We start from the raw sequence: 25494 nt of genomic DNA, 5'->3' as shown, positions 1-25494 counted from the left end.
TGATTTTTTATGGGGATTTTTAGTTTTATAAATATCTTTAGGAGGATTTATATGGTATGGAAAAAACAGTTTTAGAAATAGCAAATCAGGCATTAGTAAATATAGCACTTCTTTTATTGCTTGGTATTTTAGCAGCTAAAGTAGCTGAAAAATTAAAATTACCCGATATTATCTTATATTTATTGATGGGTATGTTCACAGGACCAATGGGCTTAAATTTACTAATGATTCCGTCCGATTCCGCATTAAATCATGCTTTTTTAACATTGGGTGCTGCCGCATTATTGTTCCATGGTGGCGTTGGCGTCCAATTTACTATCTTAAAACAAGTATGGCGATCATTAGTTTTGGCTGCAACTTTATCTGTACTCATAATGATTTTAATTGTAGGTTATGCGGCACATTGGTTATTAGGCATCAATTTATCAGTTGCTTTTTTGCTTGCTGCTATTATAGCGCCTACTGATCCAGCTGCGCTTGTGCCAATTTTCACGTCAGTAAACATCAAAGAAAAGCTGTCACAAACAATCATTAGTGAATCTGCTTTTAATGACGCTACAGCTGCCATTATGACATTTACGATTTTAACTGTTGTAACTACCGGTGAATTTTCGCTAATCTCTACCTTAAGTCAATTTTTACGAATGGCTGGTGGAGGTATCTTATGTGGTGCGTTTGGGGGGCTAACAAGTCTTTACCTTATAAGCGATCGATCAAATAATATTTTCGCAAATTTTAGCAAGCTTTTAGTACTGCCTGTAATCATTGGTACTTATTTTTCAGCGGAACATTTTGGTGCGAGTGGCTTTATGGCTGTGTTCGTCGCGGGACTTCTTTGGGGAAATAACGAAGAACTAGGGTGGGCAATTAAAAAAATTCACAGAAAAGAGGTTACTTCATTTATCCATATTATTTCGACAATATTTACAATTGCTATATTTGTTTTGTTAGGGAGTCACATTGAATTTTCCTTACTAACTAAGCATTTATTTTCAGGATTAGCTATTGTGGGAATCTTTATGTTTGTTGCACGGCCAATAGCGGTACTGGCGTTTGCATTAGCAGATCAAAAAGCGAACTGGCAAAAGAATGAGATGATCTTTATGATGTGGACCCGCGAAACCGGTGTTATTCCAGCGGCGCTAATCGGGATGCTCACAGGTTATCATTTAGAATCGTTAGAAACGATTTCTTCAGTCGTAATATTGACCATTTTGATTACGTTAATCTTACAACCAGCTACTACGAAACTTTTAGCAAAGAGATTGAATTTGCTGATTCAACAAGAAGAAACAGGCAAGTAACCATAATTAATATTACGTAAACAAAAATACCATATTTTTCTTTTTGTTTATTACTTCCGATAACTATAAATTATCGGAAGTAATATTTTGGCCAATTTTTGATAATTTTTATGAAACTGCAACAACCTGTCTAGCGACACTTAAATACATACTTTAATACTATCCTAATATATACTTTATAAATAAAATAATTTTGAATTTTATTATTATCATTTGAAATAAAATATTTATAAAATGTAAAAATTATTTGTTTTTATCTTTACAAATAATTGTCAATTAAAATCAAACCAATTTTACGCTAGTAAAAATATCCACAACAATATCTTTATTGCTCTTATGCACTCAACAAATTAGCTTCTACCGAAATCAGAGATATATTCTGATTCACATAGGTAAATGTTACATTGATTCCGAAAGGTTGACCAATTTTACCTAACAGAGAAATAAAATAACTCAGCATTTCATGGGTTAGTAATTCTGTTTTATCAATTAATACTACAGCACCATCTACATAGCCAAGCTCTATGACATTACGCATTTGAACTATAGACTTTTCTTCGTAACGTTGGGAGGTCATTAAATAATTTATAGCTCGGTTCTGTCCCGAATAAGATATTAATCTAGCAATAGTGCTTAAAATCATGAGAATTAGCTGCGAATTTCCTACACATTTTACCTTTCTTTGTTCAATCTTTTGACTGTATTTTAGATTATCATAGGATTTTAAAACACGCTGTTCAAAATCACTAGCAAGATCTGTTAGTAAGAATTCATTCCAGCCTATAGGCAAGATTTTAAAATAATCATCTGCTATCATTCTTGCGATGTGCAATTTCGCTAATATTTTTTTACTGTCAACAGCTTCTTTTTTATGTTCCTTTTCAAGATCTAATAACATAGAAACAAGAAATTTTTGAAAACTTTCCATGTCATCTTTTTGTGTAGAGGCCTTTGTCGCCATAGCATACAGTACATTTTTATAGGCTTTATTTCGTTGATATAAGCAAACAGCAAGATCTTTTCTATCTTTTTGCAAGTTATAATAGTCAAGCGCTTGACGAATCACCACTAGTAAGTCTTCTTCCATGTTCCAAGGCTTCGTAATAAAACGAAAGATATCCCCGTGGTTTATTGCGGTCAGTACTTGATCTAAGGATAAAAGTGCATATCCAGAAAGAACTATACGAATCGTATCGGGATACTCTTCTTTTACTTGTTTTAGCAATGTGAGTCCGTCCATACCCGGCATGCGTAAATCAGTGACTATAACATTTACTTTGTGCCTTTGCATGAATCCAAGCGCCTCTGCTGCACTTGTCGCAAATAAAGAAGCGTATTCTTCATCTATAACCGCTCGTTTAATAGAATTCAACACAGGTACTTCATCATCTATAAATAAAACTGTGTCTTTAGCCATATTTAACACCCATTCTTTCTATACGCTTTCCTACAAACATTCTTTTAAGGGCAATTTAATGATAAAGGTTGTTCCGACGCCTTCCTGACTTTCCACCTCTAAAACTCCTTCATGTTTATTCACAATAATATCATAGGAAATACTAAGACCTAAACCCGTTCCCTTGCCAACTGGTTTCGTTGTGAAAAAAGCATTGAAAATCTTCTCTTTTATATCATTACTCATACCGACTCCATTATCTTGAATCAAACAATAAGCAAAACTTTCGTCATGATGCGTTGAAATTTTGATTTTCCCCATCGCATCAAGCTGCTTTGCTACGATGGCATGAGCGGCATTTACAATGAGATTCAGTAAAACTTGATTGATCTGTCCAGAGGATGCAGAAAATGCAGGAACTTCTTTTAAATCAGCCTCTACTTCAGCCACATATTTCACTTCATTTTTCGCGATAATCAATGTATTTTTGATGCCTTCATTTAGATCATAAGCATCAAATTCATTCTGCCTGTCACTGCGAACAAATAACTTCAAAGCTTTAGCAATATCCTGAATTCTTTCCAGTCCCTCTTCACACTCATTAAATAGAGTTGGAATATCTTCTAATATAAATTCTAACTTTTTTCGCTTTTCCAGCTGATTGATTTGATCAATAAACTCAGATACACCTAAGCAACTTTGAATTCCCTCAATGGATTTCAATTCTTTATACTTACATGTAACTTCTGCAATTCGAGAAAAATATTTCTGCAATGTATTAAAATTGCTAGAAACAAAGCCGACCGGATTATTAATTTCGTGTCCAACGCCAGCAGCCAATTGACCAATACTCGCTAGCTTCTCTTGCTGAACCATTTGCAATTGAGTACTTTCTAACGCTTTATAGGCTGCTGTTAATTGCTCATTATGTCTATATAAAGAGTCTTCCATAACTTTCTTCTCTGTTATATCAAGCTCCATACTTAAATAATAACTAATTTCCCCATCAGCATTTTTTACAGGTGATATGGACACTAAAACCCAATATAAATTACCGTTTTTTCTTTTATTGCAAATCTCCCCTTGCCACTGATGTCCGTTAGTTACAGTTTCTTTAATTTCTTTATAAAGGCTTTCAGGATGCGCTTCCGATCTAAAAAAGCTGACATTTTGCCCTACAATTTCTTCTTTAGAGTAACCAGATATTCTACTATATTCTGCATTTACATAAATAATCGTTTCTTCTTTGTTGATAATAATAATCGACCCAGGGTTTGCTTCCACGGCCTGTGATAATTTAAGAATTTCTTCTTGGGCTAACTTCTGTTCCGTAATATCACGAATCATAATAAGCGCCTGTTCTCCTGAAATGACCACCGCACGTGCTTCGCGATATTTGATTCCGTCTTCATATTCAATTTGATATTCAAATGGTCTAACTTTCTTCTGTTGAAAGGAAAGTTTAACATTTTCTTTAAAAACATGAGCTACTTGCGCAGGTAAAACATCTTGAATTTGTTTTCCAAGAATTGTTTTGTCGCCAATATGACTAAACTCTGAAGCCTGTTTAAATTCAATTATAGTGAGCTCTGGCGTTACTACTAACATAATGTCTGGTATCGTTTGAACAAGCACTTTATTTTTCTCTTCACTAATTCTTAGAGCCTTTTCTGCTTCTTTTTGCTCGGTTACATCAATTACAGCGCCAACTAATCCCTGTACTACACCAAACATATCTCGATATAACATTTTATGAAAAACAACATGCCGAACGTTACCATCGACACTGAAGGAATTCTCATAGACTTGCACTTCTTCTTTTTCAAATAACTCTTGGTCTTTAAAGTGATATAGATCGGCATACTCCTTGGGAAGTAAGTCATACGCTGATTTTCCAATAACAGCTTCTTTACTTAGACCAATAAATTTCTCATATGCTTTATTACAGCCTGTATAAGTTCCACAATAATCTTTTACAAAAATGGGTACAGGAACTAAATCAAACATGATCCAAAAATCTAAATCTTTACAAGCGATCAATTCGTTGATTTTTATGGACCTCAGATCTAATTCCAATGTGCTCACTCCTCATTTTCTGAATTTAACATATAAATTCTATTTCTGGTTACCTAAGCCCTACGGACTTATTTTAAAAAAGTTTCATATTTATAAAAAACATGGAACTTTTTTTAATATAATGTCGAATTATCCAAGTATTTCCTTAATAGTTATATCCTAAATTTTTGTATGGCTTGTTGTAGTTCTTCTGCCATTTTAGACAAATGCTGACTGGCGGAAGCAATCTCTTCTACCGACGCAGACTGCTCCTCCGTAGCTGCCGAAATCGTTTGTGTTTCTTCTGAAGCTTTTTTGCTCTCATTATCAATTTGCTGTACGGCATGAACTACATTTTGCGTGCCGCTCGTGATTTCTTGGATTGCTGCAGAGATTTCATGAATTTGTCGCGTCATATCTCGCACCATATTCAAAATCTCGCTAAAGCTTTGACCCGCTGTAAATACAACCTGAGCACCGGTATCTACTTCCTTTTTTCCGTCATTCATAAAGGATACAGCTCTGTCCGTTTTTGTCTGAACATCACTAATGAGATCCGTAATCTGCTTTGCTGCCTCTTGGGATTGCTCGGCTAGTTTTCTCACTTCTTCTGCTACCACAGCAAATCCTTTGCCTGCTTCGCCTGCTCGCGCTGCCTCAATCGCCGCATTTAATGCCAATAAATTGGTCTGTCCTGCAATATTTGAAATGGCTTCTACTATTTGCCCGATCTGGTTTGATTTTTCCTCCAACTCGCTAATCACAACAGTCGTGGCATTCGTTCTTTCTTCAATAATTTTCATTTGACTTACAGCCTGCTGAATTGCTTTTTCCCCTTGATTCGCTGTTGCCGCAGTTTTTTCTGCTGATGCCGATACAATTTCTGTATTTCCCGCTACTTGCTGTATCGCTTCTGAAATTTGAGTCACTACAATATTAGTGTTATTCGCTAATTCTACTTGTTTTTGTGTTCCATGTGCAACTTCCGTTACCGAACCAGCTACTTGATTTGACGCTTGCGCCGACTGTTCCGCACTTGCCGTTAATTCTTCTGAAGAGGCAGCTAACTGCTCTGATGTATGAGCTAATTGCGTAATTAATTTTCTAAGATTTTTATTCATTGTATCAACAGCATTTGAAACCATCCCGAATTCACTTTGATCTCTTAAATTTGCTGCTGGAACCTCTCTAGTAAAATCACCTTTTGCTACTACATTTAAGAAAACAACAATATCATTTAATCTCTTAGAAATTCTCTTCGTTATTAAGAAGCCAAGTAGAATTCCTAGAATTACAGAGGCTATGATCACTATCAAAAATATCATATTGGCAAAAGCAAAGTCTTTTTGATTTTGTTTGTTCATTTCTTCCGATGACTTTTTAGTTTCTTGCGCTAGTGCAATTAGTTTCTTTGTAAACTCTTCTGACAAGGGCTTCGCTTGCTGACTATATAAATTATAGGCTTCACTATTTTTATTCTGCACAGCTAGTTCAATCGCCTTAACTCTAACGGCGCGAAACTTTTGTAGAACACTTCTTATTTCCGCTATTTCTGCTCTAGTCTTATCATCTGCAGATATTTGTTCAAACCGCATTAAGTTATCGTCAAATTGTTTTGCTCTCACTGTAATTTCATCAGATAGCTTCTTATTTTCATTTTCATTAGTTGTAAGCATTAAGGCAAACGTATTTGTTTCAATTCGTCTAGCGCTAATGCGATTTTCATTGATTAATTCTATCGCGGTCATTTTTTCATTATACATTTTATTCAATGCATCATTTGTCTTGCTAAGAAAATAATAGCCTGTCCCCCCAACACAAATCAGGGCAACAAGCAGCACTGAAATTAATAAAGCCAACTTACGCGCAACTCTTAAATTATTTAACCAATTCAAAAAGTTCTCCTCCGTTTTCTAGTAGATATTATGTATACTCAAACCATTTTTCGATATTATTTTCCAAACTCCTTCCATTTCCCACTTGCCAATTTATTCCTATCATTAATTGCAAATATGAAAAGTATCTTATATTATTTCTTCTCCACATTAATTTGTTGCTTATTGATTTCACCTTGTATGAATACAGTTTGATTTAACTCTTCTTTCTTAACTCCCAAAACAGCGCATTGTTTGCAATAATAGTAAGTATATATAGTTTCATAATAACCTGGGTCTTCAGGATTTCCCCACCCTATGATTTTACGGTTAGAGGATTCATACATGGAATAGGAACAATTCTTACAAATCATATTCTTAGTCCCTTCATAATAGTTTTTTCCATTCTACATTAAGTATAGGAGTCCTCTCCTCATATACAAGTCCTGATTATAAAAATTATGTATACAAAGAAGACACCATACCTTAGTTCTTTAATTCCGGTTCATTTCAATGATATATAAAGAAATTTTCAAATTTAACGTTATGGGCGTGTAATCTTTTATTTAGAATAATCCGCTTCGCGACTTTCACTTCGTGCCAATAAATATAAAAAGGACACGGCCTATCACGACTAAAAGAGAGTCTCCTATTTATAAAAATAGGAGACTCTCTTTTATCAGTATTTCAGCCAACAAAGGTTCTTGTAACGATCATACTTTAAATTTTTGTATGGCCTGTTGCAATTCTTCTGCCATTTTAGATAAATGTTGACTGGCGGAAGCAATCTCTTCTACCGACGCAGATTGTTCCTCTGTAGCTGCCGAAATTGTTTGCGCTTCTTCTGACGTTTTCTTGCTCTCATTGTCAATTTTCTCTACAGCCTGAACTACATTTTGAGTTCCACTCGTAATTTCTTCGATTGCTGCAGATATTTCGTGAATTTGTCGTGTCATATCTCGCACCATATTCAATATCTCACCAAAGCTTTGGCCTGCCGTAAACACAACCTGCGCACCAGTATCTACTTCTTTCTTTCCATCATTCATAAAGGATACAGCTCTGTCCGTTTTTGCCTGAACCTCACCAATTAGATCCGTAATCTGCTTCGCCGCTTCTTGAGATTGCTCGGCCAGTTTTCTGACTTCTTCTGCTACCACAGCAAATCCTTTGCCCGCTTCGCCTGCTCGCGCTGCCTCAATCGCCGCATTTAATGCCAATAAATTGGTCTGTCCTGCAATATTTGAAATGGCTTCTACTATTTGTCCGATCTGTTTTGATTTTTCTTCTAGCTCGCTAATTACAACAGTCGTGGCATTCGTTCTTTCTTCAATAATTTTCATTTGACTTACAGCTTGCTGAATCGCTTTTTCTCCTTGATTTGCTGTTGTCGCAGTTTTTTCTGCTGAGGCCGAAACAATTTCTGTATTTCCCGCTACTTGCTGTATCGCTTCTGAAATTTGAGTTACTACAATATTAGCATTACTCGCTAATTCTACTTGGTTTTGTGTTCCATGTGCAACTTCTGTTACAGATCCAGCTACTTGATTCGAGGCTTGCGCCGACTGCTCCGCACTTGCCGTTAATTCTTCCGATGATGCGGCTAGCTGATCCGAAGTATGGGCTAATTGCTTAATTAAAAGTCTAAGATTTTTACTCATTGTGTTAACAGCGTTTGAAACAATTCCAAATTCACTTTTATCTCTTAGATTTTCTTCTGAAACCTCTCTAGTAAAGTCACCATCTGAAACTATTTGCAAGAAAACAACGATATCATTTAAACGTTTAATAATGCGCCTCGTGATTAATATTCCAAGTAAAGCACCTAAAATAATAGAGACCAGTATAATACCAATAAAGATAGTATTCGCTAAAGAAATATCTTTCTTGTTTTGCACATTCATTATTTCTGCAGATTTTTTCATTTCTTCTGCTAGTCCAATAAGCCGCTTGTTAAAGTCTTCCGATAAAGCTTTTCCCCGCAAATTATATAATGCATAGGCCTCGTCATTTTTATTTTGCATTCCAAGTTCAATAACTTTAATTCTAGCATCTCTGTATTGACTTAAAGATTCTCTAATTTCTCCTAGCTCTTTTTTCTCATTCTCTCCCATAGGTAGTTGTTCAAACTGTGTCAAGTTTTCATCAAATAGTTTTGCTCTTCTATTTATTTCATCAAGCAAAGATTTATTCTCGTTATCATCTGTGGTGAGCATTAAGGCAAATATATTTGCCTCTATTTTGCGGGCATGAACTCGATTTTCATTTATCAGTTCAATCGCAACTAGTTTCTCGTTATATATGCGACTCATAGCATCATTAGTCTTGCTCAAAAAATAGTAACCAGTGCCGCCCACACAGATCATAGCAAAGAGCAGCACTGAAACTAAAAGAAATAATTTACTGGAAACTTTTAAATTATTTACCCAGTTCAAATCAGTCATCTCCTTATTTTTCTGTTTTTCTACAATAATCTACTTATAGTGTTTTCAATATGATATTCCAAAATCCCTTTAAAGCGCGATTTTTGTAAAAACATTTTAATAAAAGAGAAATACTGTGAAAATTATCGTTTTATTGAAATTCACTTAAATATTTGTAGAAAATATGCAACTTCTTACGAACGAAGCTATGTAAGTCCTAACCTTAGATAGAGAAGCAAAAAGACCAGGAATACCCCTGGCCTTCGCTTAGAATTACTTTGTATTAGTATTTTGATTATTTCTCACACCACTATTGCTCATCTCTGTTATTATTCTGCCCAATGTCATGATAACTAGCTCTGTAAGTACTAAATTAAATAAGTTTTCTGAATTATCCATTATTGTTTGAGGCGCTTTTTTATATACTCATTTTATAATAATCTAACAGCTATTTCTATATAATCAGCCCTCGTTTTATGTAAATAAAAAACAGATGTATTTTTATACAAATGAGACACTTGCTTTCCCACGAAAATTCGCCTAGAAAGTATGCATATTCCTATATCCTAAAGTATGCACTTTTTTGTCGCTGGACAAATAACCTATTTCTAGCAAAATTAAGTGGATATTCTTGCTAATCTTACTTTCGTATTCTTTTAGTAAAATTAATTTTACTAAATTCGTTAAATAGTAAAAATAAAATATTTAATTCAATCTGAAATTATTTGTTTAGCGTAAGGTTGTTGCTGAATAACATTGTGTATGTGTTGGTTTGTATGCTTCTTTAAAACCAGAATTAATCAAAATATTTTGCGTTGTATTCCCAGTCACACCTTTATTGAAATAGGTTACCGTCGGTTTGTCTTTATCTAAAGAATGCAATGTATTGCGAAGTTCGTCTTGAGGAATACTCCGTGCTCCCAGAATATGAGAATCCTCATATTCTGGGCCTATTCGAGCATCAATGATTTCCTCTTAATCTGCGCACCTTGCTATAAATTAGTAAGCTATATAGAAAGTACATCATCTTGAGCAACAAACTAGGGAACTAGATTTTTATTGATTCAGATTTTATTGCAAAAAAGCCGATAATTTCTCTTTTTTTATGTCTTCCCCTTGCCATGGAATCACAGCCATAGAACCGGCAGAAATCTCATCCACCTTATTCAGCCAAGGAATCTCATTTTGCGCTTTTGTTTTTAGCAAGGAACTTTGTGTGTGAGTCATGAGCAGACTCGCATTCATCACCCACCATTTGTTATGAATTCCGGCCCGCACTAAATCATCGCGAAGACGCATGGCTTCATAAACCGGCGTAGCTTCCGGCAATGTAACAATCACCACTTCAGTCTCTTGCTCATCGCGTAAACGCGGCAGAAGTTTTTTTACCGACTCTGGTACATCGCCATGAGTTCGTTCTACCTCTTTATGATAGCTCTGCGTTGCATCAAGGAGCAATAAGGTGTGACCTGTTGGCGCTGTATCAATAACGACAATCTGATCATCTGCTTTATCAACAAGCTCGGCAAAGGCGCGAAATACGGCAATCTCCTGGGTGCAAGGAGAACGCAGATCCTCTTCTATATAAGCAATGTCTTCTTCTTTCATTGTTTGCCGGGCTGCAGCAAGTACTTCTTCCGTATATTTTCGTAATTCTTCTTGCTCATCGATATGACTGATCGTAACGCCTGGCTGCTCTGTCATAACAAAGTCGAGATGGTTTGCCGGATCTGTTGTCGTTAGATGCACCTTCGCGCCTTTTTGCGCCAAGCCTAACGCAATTATAGCTGCTAACGTAGTTTTGCCGACCCCGCCTTTGCCCATAGTGAAAATCACACGCTTACCGCTTTGATAAAGATCCTCTACTAAAACTTTTACTGTGGCAAGCTTAGATTGGTTCAGTGTGTAAGGCTTCGTTTCCTGATGATCCTCCTGAAGCAGCAAACGAATATTATCAATTCCGGTAAGATTATAAGAGCGGAGCGGAATTTGATAGGTAGCAATATTTTGTAAAGCAACAGGAATTGAATCTAGAGCCGCCTGTTGTTTGCGCTGCAGTTGGCAGGCGATTTCATCATCGGCACTCTCTTGCTCCAGAACGCCATTAATGATCAATAGTTGATTTTCTACACCTAACTCTTTTAATTCCTTTGACGCACGTGCGGCTTCAGCCAGCGGAGAATTTTCCGGTCTGGCAACAAGCACCAGCGTTGTCAAATTACCATCGGCCAAAGTCTTTACAGCCTGCTTATAGACTTCTTTTTTACTTTCCAGACCCGATAGTTGACCTAAACAGGACGCGCCATGCGTATTTTCGCTAATAAAATTGCTCCAGGCTGAGGGCAATTGCAGCATTCTGAGGGTATGACCTGTCGGCGCCGTATCGAAGAGAATGTGATCATAAAGAGCTTGTGTCTTAGTATCCGTAATAAAATGCGAGAACTCATTAAACGCGGCAATTTCCACCGTGCAGGACCCGGATAACTGTTCTTCCATATTCTTAATTACGCTCGCTGGCAGTTTTCCCTTATAAGGAGCAATCACGGATTCGCGATATTCCCGCGCCGCTTCTTCCGGATTCAAATTTGCTACGATAAGATTAGGGACTTCAGGAATCTCTGTTCCCTTTCCATTTAAGTCCATGCCAAAAACATCTTGCAAATTCGAAGCTGGATCAGTACTAATAAGCAATACTTTTTTCCCTTGATCCGCTAAAGTAACAGCCGTAGCACAGGCGGCAGAAGTTTTCCCCACGCCGCCCTTTCCGGTAAAGAATAAATATTTAGTCAACGTAATCGCTTCTACGCAAAAAGACGGATACATAATGAGCGCCTCCTCAGATTGAAACTTAACAACATCCACCGTTGCAGCAGCAACCGCCATCATCTTTTTCTTGTGACTCAGACGGGGCATCTAATTCAATGCCTGACCATGCGACAAATTCAACATCAGTCGGATAAAGACGTGTTTTTTTCACTTCACCATCTACGAGAGTGATTGGTAAAACCTCAGCTTCTTCTTTTAGCAATAACTCATTGACTTTCTGATAAGAAATGAAGGCTTGCGGTTGATTGGCTAGGCCAAATCGAGTAATATCGGCTCCCTTGGCTGTTAAATTTTTAATGGTAGTTGCCACTCGCAGCAGCTCTTTGTCAATACTGGGACCGCAAATCCCAGTTTCGCAGCACATGGCAGGATCAAAAATTTCAATTTTACTCATCATAATCGCTCCCTTTTCTTTGATATATATTTTTATCTTACTATATCCTATGGATCTTATAATCCTATGTGCTAATATACAAATATATACATATATGCATATTTACATAAACAAGAAAACCAGAGGAACGAAATCGCGCTTCCGTCCAACCAGTTAGCGCGGTATCAGGTTTCTGCATCTCGCTCTAAACTTAATATACCGCAATGCAAGGTACTACGCACTTCTCTAAGCTTTTCAATATCTTTCGCATACTCAGGATGCTGCGCTAAATCTTCGTCTAGAAGCACCTTGATAAACAAGCATTCTGTTAACAGTTGCTCATTAATGCCATAATAGACCCATTGCGCTTTTTTCTCGCTTCGAATCAAATCAGCATCGCGTAATTTGGCTAAATGGCGGGATGCATTGGACTGACTACTTTCTAATAAAGCTTCTACTTCACAGACACATAGCATTTCCTGGCGCAGCAAATTCATCATCCGTAGCCGCGTTTCATCGCCTAAGGCTTTTAAAATTCTTACTAGATCCATGCTGCAAGCCGCCTTTCACAAGTCTTAATAATTAATTCTTATATGCAAATATAATCATATTCTATGAATTGGAAAAAGTCAAGTTTGACTTTTTCCCTATAACTTTATTACAAGCGATGTATCACTATCGTCTTTAAAGAGGCGCCGCTAACGATATTACTGCCGACAGAGGAATATCATACTTGAAAATAATGCAGAAGATACTCCCGATGATAAGTGTTAATAAGATACAAAACCCAATCGCAACACTTCCTTGCCAGCTGTATTTCGGCTTATGAGTAAAGTAATCCCCTCTTTGAACCATACAAAAGCCTCCTTAATTAGCAATCTACATAAAGTTGCTAAAATAAACTGTTTAATTTTACAACTATTACAAAGATAAAAAGCGATTGATAAACCTTCATTTTACTTTATCAATCGCTCCTAAAGCAGCTTAGTTTGTTTACGAGGCTGCGACATGGGACACACGAGACGGCAATTCCAGCAATTCGTTAGCGCATGCCCGCGATCCGATACCGTTGCCACATGACTCCTGCATCTCATTTGAATGACTGATCCATTGCCAGATAAAGCCTGTGACGGACAAGCATCAAGACATTTACGGCAAGACGGCGGACAAAGCAGTCTTGGTTTAGATGCTGGCGCCGATACTTCCATATCGGAAAGAATCGTAACAAGCGTAATCCGACTGCCATATTCAGACGTAATGAGTAATGCCCCCTTGCCTATTACCCCTAGGCCAGCCTTTTCCGCGGCATGGCGATGCGATAAAATTCCCATCCCGTGCTGCCGCGCTTCATCCCAGTAAAAATAAGGGGCATCTGTTGGAATGGGTACAGCAGTAGCCCCCTTGGCCTCGATGTAAGATGCGAGCTTAGTCGCCAGTGTGTCGAGTTCTCTGACAACGACTTCTCCCTGCGCTGTATAGACTACTTTATTCTCAGAATAAACCGTTCCAGCGGAAAGGGCTTTGCCAATGACAATCACACTTTGCGCACTTGGCATAATATCATTGGGGTGAAACCCTTCCGGCGCTTCATTAAAATCTTCCACTCTGGCAAACCCGACTAGGTCAGCGCCGACCTGCATTGCATACTCTCTAACCTTTTCCTGCATTTTATTTCCTTCTTTCTTAGTATTTTCCTCACTATAAGCGCTTCTTTAAACAAGAACTACTGCCTGGGCAAGCTTTATCCAATCCCGATTCCTGCAGTAAGTCAATAGGCATCTCTTCACGGACGATGTCACTAAAACCAGCCCGGTTAAAGTAATCCTTGGCGGTTTCAGTCAGCAAATACACTTCAGCAATCTCTTGCTGTTTTAATTTGGTTAGCATCGCTGTGAGCAAGGTCCTGCCAATTCCGGCTTTGCGAATTGGGGCGGCTACAGCGAAAGAACGAATCAAGCTTTTTTTCCCGTCTTGTAAAAATCCCATGACTCCAATAATCCGATCTTGTTCAGCCACAAGAAAATTTTTAATATGTTTTTCTACGCCAACAACCGGCAAATCATTAGCAGTCAACAAGGCCTCTATAGCAGAATAATCATTCTCGTTGGCCTGTCGAATTTTAAAATCTCCCTCTTCCCGCAATAATCTTGCCGGTTTTTTCGCACGGATGAAGGCACTCACTAAAGACCCCTTGGCAATTTCAAGCTCCTGAGAAGATAAAACTATTTTTTCTTTTCCTTTATTCAAATCAGCAAAATCGTATTCTTTCGTTAATACAATTTCCACGTCTTCCATTCCTACTGAGGCTAATTTTGTGCGATACTCATCTTCACGTAAAGCCCCGGCTAAACAACCCGCCCAAGCCAAAGTCTTTTCTTGAATTTCCGGCGGAATGCTTTTCTTAATCACAATATCAGAAACAGCAATCCGTCCGCCAGGTTTTAAAACTCGCGCCATTTCTTCCATAACTTTTGCTTTGTTTCCTGACAAATTAATAACACAGTTCGATATGATTACATCAATACTCTCATCCTCTAAAGGAATCGCCTCGATTCTCCCCTTTAAGAATTCTACATTTGACAAGCCAGACTTTTCTTGATTTTCCCTGGCTATAGATAGCATTTCTTCTGTCATATCAAGTCCGTAAGCCTTGCCTGTTGAACCAACACGCTTCGCCGAGAGTAATACATCAAGGCCAGCGCCGCTGCCTAAATCAAGGACAATTTCTCCGGCGTACAATGAGCCTAGCGCGGTCGGATTGCCACAGCCAAGCGATAACGCGATGAGATCCTCTGAAAGACCGTGTAGATCACCTTCCTGATATAAATTGCTTGTTACCTGACTTGCACAGCAGTTTGTATTTTTTTCACTGTTAGAAACCTTTTGCTCTATGAGCTTCGCATACTTTGCCTGTATCGCTCCAGCAAACTCTTCGGACATACCCTTTCCTCCTTAGCTAATAAAATTAAATAAATAGCCCGTAAAGATGATTGCCACTGTAAGAATTCCGGCAAATATACCAATTAGGCGTTTCTTTAATACCCGACGCAAAATAATCATTTCGGGAAAACTAATGGCTGAAACAGCCATCATGAACGCCAGCGCCGTCCCTAGCGGCAACCCTTTTTCCATGAGCGAATATATGATCGGCACCATCCCGCTGGCGCTATTATAAAGCGGAACGCCGAGAACAACCACAAGAGGCACAGCAAAAATATTATCTGATCCAGCATATTGAGAAATGAAATCATCAGGAACATAGCCGTGAATCAATCCGCCAATTGCAATAGCTACTATGATATAGGGTGTAATATAACGCAAAAGATCCAGCGTAAACACCTTGGCATTGTGACAGCGTTCAGCGAAAGTAGCCGGAGCGGGCTGACTGCTTTGGCAGGCTTCATACGTTGAAAAATCTTCTAGTAAATGCTCTAAGTGTAACTTGCCGATAATAATACCTGCCACAATAGCAATGATTACACCACTTACCATATAAAGCAACGCGATCTTCCAGCCAAAGAGACCAAAGAGCAAGATCAGCGCTACTTCATTGACCATCGGCGAAGCGATTAGAAAGGAAAATGTGACGCCAAGCGGTACTCCGGCTTCAATAAACCCAATGAATAAGGGAACTGCTGAACAGGAACAAAAAGGCGTAATAATGCCAATTATAGCCGCCAGAATGTTTCCTAAAAAACTGCGCTTTCGACTTAAGAATTCTTTGGTCTTTTCCGGCGGAAAATAGGAGCGGATAATCGAAATAATGAAAATAGCCACAGAAAGCAATACAAGAATTTGCGGCGTATCAGCTGCAAAAAAGTGCAGCGCTGCCCCCAAATGTTCTTTTGGTGAAAGTCCCAGCCACTGATAAACAATCAGATCCGCAAAAGCCTCAAACATAAAAATTCCTCCTTTAGCAGCAGCGTGTGCCTTTTAAGGCTTCCGTTAAAATCTGCAAACTCTCTATAATTTGAGATTGTTTTTCTTCGGGAATGGCCGCTAAAATTTCACCAAAATAATTTTCCATACGGGACTCAATACTTAAAAATAACTCGCGGCCTTGTTCGGTCAACCCCAGCGACACATAGCGCCGATCGTTCGGATCTGGTTCTCTCAGTAAAAGTCCCTGATTGACAAGTTGATCCACGGTTCGGCTTACGGTGCTTTTATCGAGATTAAGCAGTTGCGCCAGATCATTTACAGAAATCTGTTGTCGCCTACCTGTTTCAACAATAACGTGGCATTGTGTCATCGTAATACTGCAGCAAGTAGCGCCACTTCTTTCTAAGACACCTAATTTACGAATTAAGATACGCGTCGTTTCGCGCAGTCTCTGACTATCCTTAAGATTTTGCATAAAAAGCACCTCCTGGTAACATCTTACTATATATAGATGTATAATGCAACTATTTGTTTATGAAACTAATAATTTAATAACACAATTTGCCTCAAAGCATTTCAATCGTTTTATTTCACTACATCAATCGTATATTCGACTTTTCCGATCTTACCTACACATTACATAAGCCTTATGCTATTCTTTTGCAATACTATATCCTCCATCAACAGGAATAGCTGCACCAGTAATATACTTAGCTGATTCAGATAATAAGAATACTACCGCATCTGCTATATCCCTTACTTCTGCAAACCTACCAAGCGGAATTAACCCTATTCTCTTTGATACCGCCGCCGTATTTATCATATGTCGCTTTAACCCATCTGTAAGGGTTCGTCCTGGCTCTATAGCATTTACATTAATATTGTAGGGGGCTAATTCCACAGCCATCGCTTTTGTAAGCATTCGAATTCCCGCCTTCGCAGTAGAATAGGGCAACATTCCTTTCCCAACCAGGCTTGCTCTCATGCAACCAATATTTACGATACTACCATTGCAACTATTGTTAACCATCCATTTACTTACCGCCTGTCCCCACAAGAATGCGCCTTTTAAATTAACCTCAATAGAGCTATCCCATTGTTCTTCCGTCATTTCAAGAAAATCCATTTTTTCAATTATACCAACATTGGAAACCAAAGCATCTACGCGCTTAAATTTAGTAATACACTGCTTTAGAGCCTCCTCTACATCCTTTTTCTTCGTTACATCTCCACAAAAATAATCTACGTATTCAGTTGGCATTTCACGCTGAGCAACCCATACAAGTTCTTTTTCATTTTTATCAAACAAAAACACACAGTAATTATTATTTATTAGATTTGCCGCAATTGCTTTCCCCATACCAGTGGCAGCACCCGTTACGATAGCTACTTTTTGAGTTGTTCCCTGCATTCTATTCCCTCCAAACATCTAATTAGGTACTTCTTCGTTGTTACGTACATACTTCCTTTCAAAAATTTGGTGCTTTTAGTTTTACATTCTCACTAAAAAAATTACTTAAAAAATTTAAAGCTAAGACATTACATATGCCTTAGCCTTAAATTAAGTTAACTTATTGGATAAAATGTTTTACAATATGAATTCTTACATGTAAAAAACTAAGATGCCAAGACTAACTCTTTAATTTCATCACGCCAAATTTTATAAGCTTCATCATTTAAATGCAATCCATCTTCCGTATATTTTGCAAAAAGCATACCATTTTGATCAGTAAACTCTGGCGTTAAATCAATATATTTACAATGCGTTTGCATTGCTATTCTTCTAATTTTACGATCAAGCAACTTAATATTAGAATTTGATCTCAAGTTATTTGAAGGAAAGATGTTTTCATTAAATGGCAAAACACTTTCAACATAAATCGGCGTATTTGGCAGTGCCGTTTGTAATGTATTAATAATTTTTTGGTAATTTGCTGCTGTATCGTCAATCGATCGATTAAAGCAGAGGTCATTCGTGCCAATCATCAAAAAAATACGTGAGGGCTGTAAAGCAATGACTTGATCAATTCGATTGAGAACGCCTGCTGTTGTGTCACCGCCAATTCCTCTATTTTCCACATTTTGTTTAGGAAAAAGCTTTGACCAGTCCCCCTCATCAGTAATGCTATCACCTAAAAAGACAACAGGATGCTCTTTATGAGGCTTTAAAGAAAAATAAGTTTTACGAAATCGATAGTAAAGACTTAAATAAGCAGGATCATTAGGGTTGCGACTCAAATCGTTTGCCAGTAGGTAAACCTTTTGACCATCTTTTTTGGCGAGTTCTTGGACAGAATGATTATAAGCAACTATCCCCAAGATAAATACAGCTATTACAATAAAAAAAGCTTTTCTTTTCATAATAAAACTAAAACCCTTCCTTCTGATTCTGATAAATCGTGATTTTAAATAGTACTGTCACTAGTATTGCTTGTAGTTCTGTTATATCTCCGCCCCCCCTCGCCTGCACAAAAAAATGGCAATTGCTAGTTCGTAATATAAAGGGAATTTTCAATACTACATTTCTTCGCTAAACAAACAACTCGTTCCTGCATAATGTTGCTTGTTTTGAGAATTGTTTATATGATCGATAAATATAGAAGGTTCTATTCTTCTAGAAATAATGGTATTTTGTATATTTTGAAATTAATTATTATGTGGTATAATTTTTACATAGTGTTATATTTTTTGATATTTTTATATTTGCACATAAGGAGTGGCGTAATGCAAACTTTTAAAAAAATAATTAAGCTTTCTTCTAAGTTTCAATTAACTCTACCTAATGATATTCGTAACGCATTAGACATTAAACCGAATGAAATTTTGACTATTGAAATTAATTCTGAGCGTTCGATGCAAATTTCCAAAAATGATTTTGACCAAAAGCTATTGCAAAATCATGATTCTGCTAAAAACATCCCCAATAAAAATCAAGAAAGTAAAATTATCTTTACCTTAGATAAAACCTTTGGTATTTTGCGTAATCGAAAATCAAACTAAGGATGGTATTGCATCGTGGATAAAATATTGCTTGATAGCTCTGTTTTGACAGGTCACTTACTAGGAAATAGCGCTTGTCGCCAATTTTTACAAAAACTTTTGCTTAGCGGCCGCAGTCCGGCTTTATCAGTCATGGTATTGGGATCGTTAGAAATCGAAGAAGACTGTGAAAAAGAAATAAATTCTCTATTAGAGCTTTTTGATATTGTTCCGGTAACAGCGCCAATAGCAAAAAAAGCCAATCAAATCGAAAAGGCCTTACAAAATGGTGAACAACATGATACAATTTTATCAACAGAACAAACATTCGCTGCAGCAACGGCTATCTATGAAGGGTATACCTTAGTTACTCTGCCAGAGTTCGTCTCTCGTTATAGCGCAAATAGTGCTTTAGGTGAATTATTTGTTTTTTCAGTACCAAATTCTTAGGTCAGGCAAATTTAGATTAGATTAGTAAATAAAGTGCATTGATTTCGAGAGAGAAAGGATACAGGAATCATGTCGATATTGCAAAATCCCTATGGGTTTCCTGTGTCGGAAACCTTTAGCGAACCCTACTCGGAGGCGGCTATCAAGTATTTGGAGCGCTCTAAGTCACCAAATACCGTAAAAGCTTATAAATCGGACTGGAGCGATTTTGTCCATTGGTGTAAAGATCACAAGGAGTCTCCCCTACCAGCCTCGCCAAAAACAGTTGTTAATTATTTATCTGAATTAGCCGAAGGCTACTTGTGTGCCAATACCATCTCTCGCCGTTTAACGGCGATCTCGGAAGCACATCGACTGGCAAAACAGATGCCGCCTATTCTGCATCCCGATGTACGAGCTGTTATGACGGGGATTCGCAAAACGAAAGGAACTCATCAACAAGGCAAAGCAGCCATTTTATTTGATGATCTCCAGGATATTCAATTTTCTTTTCCTGATAATTTAACTGGATTAAGGAATCGCGCTTTAATTCTTTTAGGTTTTTCTGGAGCCTTTCGTCGTTCAGAGCTAGTCTCACTGAATGTAGAACATTTAACTTTTATGTCACAAGGCCTTCAGATCTTTTTAGCTCGTAGTAAGAGTGATGCCGAGGGCAAAGGATCTTACCTCGGTATCAACGCCCTACGCACCAGCGCTTATTGTCCAGTGGCTGCTGTTAGGGCTTGGCTAAAAGCAGGTGGTCTAAAAAGCGGTCCTTTATTTCGCCCGATCAGTAAAGCTGGCACAATTAGCGAACGGCGACTGACAGATCGATCTGTTGCCAACATTGTTAAAGAATGGGCTTTGATTAATGGCCTTGACCCAGATATTTACTCAGGACATAGCCTCCGTCGCGGTTTTGCTACATCAGCGGCAATTAGCGGCGCTTCAACGAAAGAAATTATGAAGCAAACTCGCCATCGCAGCGAAAAAATGGCAAATCGTTATATTGCTGAAGGCACGATTTTCGAACGAAACGGCTGGGAACGTTTAGAATAACTAGATTGGGAGGAATTTACTATGAATCCAAAAATAAAAATAGTGTTTGATTTCACCTGTCCTTACTGCTATTTAGCTTGGGGCTATCTTCGCAAATTGCAACAAGACTATTCTTTTGAAGTAGAGTGGATGAGTTGGGAAATTCAACCGAATATGCCGCCAACAGGAATCCGTTTATCTGACTTTTTATCGCCCGAAAGCTTGGTAGAGACGCAAAATAGTCTCAATGAGTTAGGTGAACCAGTAGCATTAAGGCCTGGTGATAAAACATTTTCTTCGAATACACGTTGGGCTCTGGAGGCCCTGGAATTTGCCAAAGAGTATCATAAAGAGCAGGAATGGGTTGATGCTGTATATCAAAGCAGCTTTGTCCAACGACAAGACATTGGTGATTTACATACTTTGTTGGACATTGCTAAAAGTCTAGAACTTGATACAGATAAACTTCGTTCTGCTTTGGAAAATCATGTTTATTATCGCGTTCTATTACGAAATGATCAGTATTGTATGGAACAAAGACTGGAGTTTGTTCCGACTATCTATAGTGGCGACAAAATACTGCTCGAAGGGGTTTTAACTTTTGACATGGTGCAAGACAAGATTCGCATGTTAGCTAAAAAATAATAGCAAAAAGTGGCACCTTACTCTAAAGACTTTGTACTATTTCGTCTTTAAAAGGTGCCACTTTTTTTATTCAGTTTTGCTTTGATTCCCGTCTTCCATTTGAGCCGAAATTTTCTGTCGAAAAGCCCGGCTTAAAGAAAGACCATTCGGTGCAAATAAAGGGCTTTCTAAAAATGAGAAAAATTGGTACAACCCATCAATTCCAATAAGTCCCCAGCAATATTCTAACCATACGGACTGACAAAAACTTAGCAATACTTGTGTCTTCGTTGTTTCGTTGGGTAAATCAGCACTGCAAATATTTTCAAACCCCAAACGCCATAGTCGTTCTTCTATCATGCTTTGCCGCCAAGGAGACATTCTACTTCCCAATGCTAAAGAGTCTTTCAGTGCTTGTTTTACTGCTTGTGCAACAACGCTCTTTGCTGCAGCAAAAGAAACCGTGTCTAAAACATCATTCTGAGGATTTGTCACCAAAACGACTTCATCATCATAGGTTCCTGTGGCCGGCATCCCTTCATAAGGGCTTACTATCGCAAGTTCTTGCAATACTGCAGTTTTTGCTTCTGTAACCGTTAATAATAGTTTGGCCATATCGCCTTTGGAAACTTTGGCAGGAATAAAGGCAAAAATGAAAATGCCGCCAGATAAATCTGCTTGTTTTTTATAGTAGGTTTCACCAGCGCGAATCGCATTTTCGCCGACATCAGCAATAATAACAACTTCGATTGACTGAGAATGCCAAGACAAACAACTATAGCCTTGATTATCTATAGAGGCGCTTCCCTGTAATAGAAGGTTGACGGTTGAAGAATTTTTTCGTGTTCCTAAAAGGCAGGTCGGCTGTAAATTACTTTGCTCATACGTCACCGAACGAACTGAACAGTAGCCGCCCTGGTCTTGCGCTGTACTTAACACAAATCGTTTATCGGGAAAATGAAATTGCACTCTATTTTCTTTAGTAAGGATGAAACCGCCTGTTTTTAATAACTGATTGTCCATGGTCTCTACTCATTATATACATAGAATTTGAAAGCGTTTTACCTGAAAAGCTGTTTTCAAAGCCTCACGATGATTTCGTTCTAAAATCGAGCGATCTATCTGTGTTCTTGCTGTAATCCACAGCATGTCGCCATTTACTTTCAGAGCAGAAAGTCGTTCAATATATTTTTCAAAATCTCTTTCCCCCATGGCCTCTTTTAAGCTGGCCAACGCCGGTAGTAAATCCGGGTTTTCCGTGGCCATTCGCTGGGTAAGTGGTGTAAGTACTTCGCGATATACTGACATAGACCTATCCTCCTTAACGCAGCCGACAGTGCTCGGCGCAATCAATCATATCTTGTACATGCTCAACATAAAGCTGCTGTATTGTTTCGTAGCTGCCTAGACCGGCAAAAGAAACTGATACAGAAAAGCCAGCTTTCATTAATTGATTTTTCGTAGAGCTTTCGTCTTCCCCTGCCATGTCTTCATGAACATGATCTCCTGACGTTAGCAGGAAGGGCTTTAAGCTGACTTTTTGTATCTTTGCTGCCTGAAGCTTTTTGATAACATACGCAAGCGAAGGAAAGCCTTCTACTGTATAAATAAAGGTTCGATCTAGGCCTGCTTCCGCTAATTTCATCTGGAAGGCTGCGTAGGCTGCATTTCCTGGATGTACGCCGCCATGGCCCATAATTACTACAGCTTGACTGGCGTCTTTCGGTTCTAACTGGGCACGCCAATCAGCAATAATTTTGCCATAATCATCAGGCATATTATTAAGACCTGTATAGTGAAGTAAAGGACGTCCTAGGCGCAAAATAGGAAAAACTTGTTGCTCACTGTGGCGATAACGCCAAATAAGTTGTTTGATTTTTTCATATTCTTCGCCGCCCACGATGTGAAGCGGCTGCACTAGTACTTCTTGATAATTTTCTGCCGCTAATTTTTTTAAAGCCGCTTCTTCTGTATCAACATAAATTTGGTCACGTTCTGCTAACTTTTTTATAACAAAACGTGAAGTAAAAGCTCGCCGCACTTCATAATCAGGAAAGGATTGTTTGATTTTATTTTCGACACTTTCAATATTTTCCTTGCGGCCTTGTGCATAGGTAGTGCCAAAACTTACAACTAGAATCGCTTTTTTGTCCATTAAAATTCAATCCCTTTTTGCGCTTTAATTCCTTCTTTATAAGGATGCTTGATTTCTCGCATTTCTGTCACCAAGTTGGCTTTTTCAATCACTGCCGGATGAGCATCACGGCCTGTTAATACTATATGAAGCATTTCCGGCTTTTCATTTAGTAATCCTAAAATATCTTCTAACGCGATTAGCTCAAATTTCAGAGCATAATTAATTTCATCTAAAATAATCATATCCCAATCGCCTGAAGTTATTGCTGCTTTTGCAGCAGCAATCGTTTCTGCTGCCGCCTGACGATGCTGTGCCATCGCTTCATTGTTTTCTTTATCCTTACTTACAAATCCATCGCCTAATGGCTTCATAACAAAACGCGATCCTAACGCCTCTGCCGCCTTTAGTTCGCCATATTTCCAGCTTCCTTTAATGAATTGTAATACAAGGATTCGGAGCCCTTGCCCCCAAGCACGCAACGCCAACCCTAACGCGGCTGTTGTCTTTCCTTTACCATTTCCTGTATGTACAATGATAAGTCCTTGTTGTTCGATCATACTAAGCCTCCTTGTAACGTAGAATTTCTCTATTATGACAATTTTTGATCGCCAGTAGTGGCTGCAATGCTTGTTGTTGCTGGGATACCTTTTGCTGCCAATCTTCCCAGGAACTTTGCATAAATTCATGCACAAGATAGTCTGGTTGAGCAGCCTCAACAATTTTACAGACTGACGAACTCGTAAATGGCAGATGCTGATCAATTTGGAGCACATGCGCCATAACGTCTGCCAGTTCATGTCGTTTTGCCGATTGATGTTGCGTTTTTTCTACATAAAGACCTGATAAAGATTTATGCAAATGGATCACACGAATGTGATTCGATAAGGAACCCATTTTTTTCAAAACATTGAGGACGTAGGCAATCCCCTCCTCTTCTGTCCGTAAAGCTTGATTTGTATTCATTAAATGCCCTGTATCGAGCAGAAAACCGCTATTTTTATGATGAATCTGAGTTAGCAAACGCTCCGCTAACTTAGGATCAAGTAAAGTAAGACCTGGCCACCATAAATTTTCAAAACAGAGCATTACATCTTCTGGTAGATCAGCACAAAGCAAATTGGCAACCTCACAGGCGGCATCAACTACACTTTGATTCGATACTTGAAAATCCCAAGAAAAGAGCTCTTTCGGTCGAACATGTCCGACATGAAAGACAACATATTTAACGCCTGCCGTTAGCGCAAGCTGAAGATTTTTACGATAATTTTCAAGCCACAGCTCAGGCGTAGCAGCACCGTAGCAAGCCGAAATATTTGCTGAGCTGCCAAAGTCAGCCAGCAAATTTTCTTGATTATTCTGCCAAAAGTCAAGCCAACAAGGCCAAAAATGTAAATGAGCGCCGTAAATATATTGTTTAGGGTGAAGCTGACTGTCCCAGTTTTGGTGAAACATCATTTCAATTCCATCAAGCTGCTGTGATTCTAAAAAAAACCGTAACTTGTCAGGATCATGGGCAATCAACTCTAAATCACACTCATAGTTTGATAGATTGACGAGTTGCAACATACTGACATCTCCTATATAAAATAAGCCAACTTTATACTGACAGTATCATCTTATTTTGAAATTGTCAAACTGAACGGAGACTTGCGAATTTTGTCAAAATAATATATTTTTTTCAGAAAAATAGTATAATTTAAAAGGATTTTTCGCATATTACTATAATAAATATAATAAGAAGAAATCTTATAGTAAGACGGACTAAAATTTACTATGAAAGGATGATGAGTTTGGAATTCTTAGGTTTAGGAATTGCTGCTATTGTTGCTGCCTGGGTTTATAGTGATGCGAAAGAGCGAAATTGCACTATACCCTATGGGTGGGCCCTTGGAGTTTTTATCGGTCTGATTATTTTTTTACCGCTCTATCTTATTATGCGTCCCAAAAAGCCTGTAAGAATTGAGCAAAGTCTCCCTCTGGAAGATGAAGCAATCAAGCCGAAACGGCGCTCACTCTGTTCGCAATGCGGCACTCCCTTTAGTGATAACCCCAATTTTTGTTCGCATTGCGGGTATAAACTATCAGATTCTGCCTATTCGAATATCCCCCATCATCGTCTTACTTCCTTTTGATCCAATAAACAGCTGTCTCAAA

At 38.2% G+C, this 25494-nt stretch carries 26 protein-coding genes; 6 read left to right on the top strand and 20 right to left on the bottom strand.

Translation table 11 applies throughout. The annotated features are described in order from the left end of the window. The first annotated feature begins 56 nt into the window (after positions 1–56). Positions 57–1304, top strand: a complete 1248-nt coding sequence (locus AC0NJP_RS03235; RefSeq protein ID WP_474698747.1) for a cation:proton antiporter — start codon at positions 57–59, stop codon at positions 1302–1304. A gap of 334 nt (positions 1305–1638) precedes the next feature. Here AC0NJP_RS03235 and AC0NJP_RS03230 read toward each other — a convergent pair whose 3' ends face one another. From AC0NJP_RS03230 to AC0NJP_RS03160, 15 genes are all read right to left on the bottom strand, one after another. Then, positions 1639–2721, bottom strand: a complete 1083-nt coding sequence (locus tag AC0NJP_RS03230) for a response regulator (protein ID WP_474038576.1) — start codon at positions 2719–2721, stop codon at positions 1639–1641. A gap of 30 nt (positions 2722–2751) precedes the next feature. Then, complete coding sequence (locus tag AC0NJP_RS03225) at positions 2752–4776, bottom strand: PAS domain-containing sensor histidine kinase (protein WP_474698746.1); 2025 nt, start codon at positions 4774–4776, stop codon at positions 2752–2754. 152 nt (positions 4777–4928) lie between these two features. After that, positions 4929–6650, bottom strand: coding sequence for a methyl-accepting chemotaxis protein (locus AC0NJP_RS03220; RefSeq protein WP_474698745.1), 1722 nt, complete (start codon positions 6648–6650; stop codon positions 4929–4931). Between the two features lie 692 nt (positions 6651–7342). After that, complete coding sequence (locus AC0NJP_RS03215) at positions 7343–9073, bottom strand: methyl-accepting chemotaxis protein (protein ID WP_474038573.1); 1731 nt, start codon at positions 9071–9073, stop codon at positions 7343–7345. A gap of 708 nt (positions 9074–9781) precedes the next feature. Continuing rightward, positions 9782–10018, bottom strand: coding sequence for a rhodanese-like domain-containing protein (locus AC0NJP_RS03210; protein WP_474038745.1), 237 nt, complete (start codon positions 10016–10018; stop codon positions 9782–9784). A 105-nt stretch (positions 10019–10123) separates the two neighbouring features. After that, the gene (arsA, locus tag AC0NJP_RS03205; protein WP_474698744.1) at positions 10124–11875 is read right to left on the bottom strand and encodes an arsenical pump-driving ATPase; all 1752 of its coding nucleotides are present in this window, start codon (positions 11873–11875) and stop codon (positions 10124–10126) included. Between the two features lie 25 nt (positions 11876–11900). Then, complete coding sequence (arsD, locus tag AC0NJP_RS03200; RefSeq protein ID WP_474698743.1) at positions 11901–12275, bottom strand: arsenite efflux transporter metallochaperone ArsD; 375 nt, start codon at positions 12273–12275, stop codon at positions 11901–11903. A 161-nt stretch (positions 12276–12436) separates the two neighbouring features. Next, positions 12437–12802, bottom strand: a complete 366-nt coding sequence (locus AC0NJP_RS03195) for an ArsR/SmtB family transcription factor (RefSeq protein ID WP_474038570.1) — start codon at positions 12800–12802, stop codon at positions 12437–12439. A 133-nt stretch (positions 12803–12935) separates the two neighbouring features. Next, the gene (locus AC0NJP_RS03190; RefSeq protein WP_474038569.1) at positions 12936–13106 is read right to left on the bottom strand and encodes a hypothetical protein; all 171 of its coding nucleotides are present in this window, start codon (positions 13104–13106) and stop codon (positions 12936–12938) included. 119 nt (positions 13107–13225) lie between these two features. Continuing rightward, positions 13226–13918, bottom strand: coding sequence for a 4Fe-4S binding protein (locus AC0NJP_RS03185; protein WP_474698742.1), 693 nt, complete (start codon positions 13916–13918; stop codon positions 13226–13228). A gap of 31 nt (positions 13919–13949) precedes the next feature. Continuing rightward, positions 13950–15191 (bottom strand): arsenite methyltransferase, encoded by a 1242-nt coding sequence (arsM, locus tag AC0NJP_RS03180; RefSeq protein ID WP_474698741.1) that lies wholly within the window; start codon positions 15189–15191, stop codon positions 13950–13952. Between the two features lie 12 nt (positions 15192–15203). Further along, positions 15204–16151 (bottom strand): permease, encoded by a 948-nt coding sequence (locus AC0NJP_RS03175; protein WP_474698740.1) that lies wholly within the window; start codon positions 16149–16151, stop codon positions 15204–15206. Positions 16152–16164: 13 nt separating this feature from the next. Further along, a complete protein-coding gene (locus tag AC0NJP_RS03170; protein ID WP_474038565.1) occupies positions 16165–16608 on the bottom strand; it encodes a MarR family winged helix-turn-helix transcriptional regulator in 444 nt (147 codons plus the stop codon). 177 nt (positions 16609–16785) lie between these two features. After that, positions 16786–17544 carry an SDR family NAD(P)-dependent oxidoreductase gene (locus AC0NJP_RS03165; protein ID WP_474698739.1) on the bottom strand — a complete coding sequence of 253 codons (759 nt, stop codon included), beginning with the start codon at positions 17542–17544 and terminating at the stop codon, positions 16786–16788. A 206-nt stretch (positions 17545–17750) separates the two neighbouring features. After that, positions 17751–18494 (bottom strand): GDSL-type esterase/lipase family protein, encoded by a 744-nt coding sequence (locus AC0NJP_RS03160; RefSeq protein ID WP_474038563.1) that lies wholly within the window; start codon positions 18492–18494, stop codon positions 17751–17753. Positions 18495–18857: 363 nt separating this feature from the next. Here AC0NJP_RS03160 and AC0NJP_RS03155 point away from each other — a divergent pair, with 363 nt between their 5' ends. The 4 genes from AC0NJP_RS03155 (at position 18858) to AC0NJP_RS03140 (ending at position 21224) form a co-directional block, all read left to right on the top strand. Next, positions 18858–19133: an AbrB/MazE/SpoVT family DNA-binding domain-containing protein gene (locus tag AC0NJP_RS03155; protein ID WP_474698738.1), complete on the top strand. Its 276-nt coding sequence runs from the start codon at positions 18858–18860 to the stop codon at positions 19131–19133. A gap of 15 nt (positions 19134–19148) precedes the next feature. Next, positions 19149–19562, top strand: a complete 414-nt coding sequence (locus AC0NJP_RS03150; protein WP_474038561.1) for a PIN domain-containing protein — start codon at positions 19149–19151, stop codon at positions 19560–19562. 69 nt (positions 19563–19631) lie between these two features. Then, positions 19632–20600, top strand: coding sequence for a site-specific integrase (locus tag AC0NJP_RS03145; RefSeq protein ID WP_474038560.1), 969 nt, complete (start codon positions 19632–19634; stop codon positions 20598–20600). Positions 20601–20621: 21 nt separating this feature from the next. Beyond that, a complete protein-coding gene (locus AC0NJP_RS03140; RefSeq protein ID WP_474038559.1) occupies positions 20622–21224 on the top strand; it encodes a DsbA family oxidoreductase in 603 nt (200 codons plus the stop codon). 66 nt (positions 21225–21290) lie between these two features. Here the strand turns inward: AC0NJP_RS03140 and AC0NJP_RS03135 are convergent, their stop codons facing one another. The 5 genes from AC0NJP_RS03135 to AC0NJP_RS03115 are packed head-to-tail and all read right to left on the bottom strand — an operon-like array spanning position 21291 to position 24906. After that, on the bottom strand, positions 21291–22226 hold the full coding sequence (locus tag AC0NJP_RS03135; protein WP_474698737.1) for an adenosylcobinamide amidohydrolase: 936 nt from the start codon (positions 22224–22226) through the stop codon (positions 21291–21293). Positions 22227–22238: 12 nt separating this feature from the next. Next, complete coding sequence (locus AC0NJP_RS03130; protein ID WP_474698736.1) at positions 22239–22511, bottom strand: hypothetical protein; 273 nt, start codon at positions 22509–22511, stop codon at positions 22239–22241. 13 nt (positions 22512–22524) lie between these two features. Then, positions 22525–23358, bottom strand: a complete 834-nt coding sequence (locus AC0NJP_RS03125) for a sirohydrochlorin cobaltochelatase (RefSeq protein ID WP_474698735.1) — start codon at positions 23356–23358, stop codon at positions 22525–22527. After that, entirely contained in the window at positions 23358–23897 is a 540-nt protein-coding gene (gene cobO, locus AC0NJP_RS03120; protein ID WP_474038555.1) for a cob(I)yrinic acid a,c-diamide adenosyltransferase, read from the bottom strand. The genes AC0NJP_RS03125 and cobO overlap by 1 nt, the downstream gene beginning before the upstream one ends. 1 nt (position 23898) lies before the next feature. Then, on the bottom strand, positions 23899–24906 hold the full coding sequence (locus tag AC0NJP_RS03115; RefSeq protein ID WP_474698734.1) for a TIM barrel protein: 1008 nt from the start codon (positions 24904–24906) through the stop codon (positions 23899–23901). A 224-nt stretch (positions 24907–25130) separates the two neighbouring features. On the opposite strand from AC0NJP_RS03115, the gene AC0NJP_RS03110 reads away from it, so the two are divergent. Beyond that, entirely contained in the window at positions 25131–25472 is a 342-nt protein-coding gene (locus tag AC0NJP_RS03110) for a zinc-ribbon domain-containing protein (RefSeq protein WP_474038553.1), read from the top strand. Positions 25473–25494 lie beyond the last annotated feature (22 nt).

The sequence above is a fragment of the Pelorhabdus sp. sgz311002 genome (assembly GCF_056134285.1).
The sequence above is the reverse complement of the archived record's forward strand: the minus strand, read 5'-3'. Positions and strand labels throughout refer to the sequence as shown.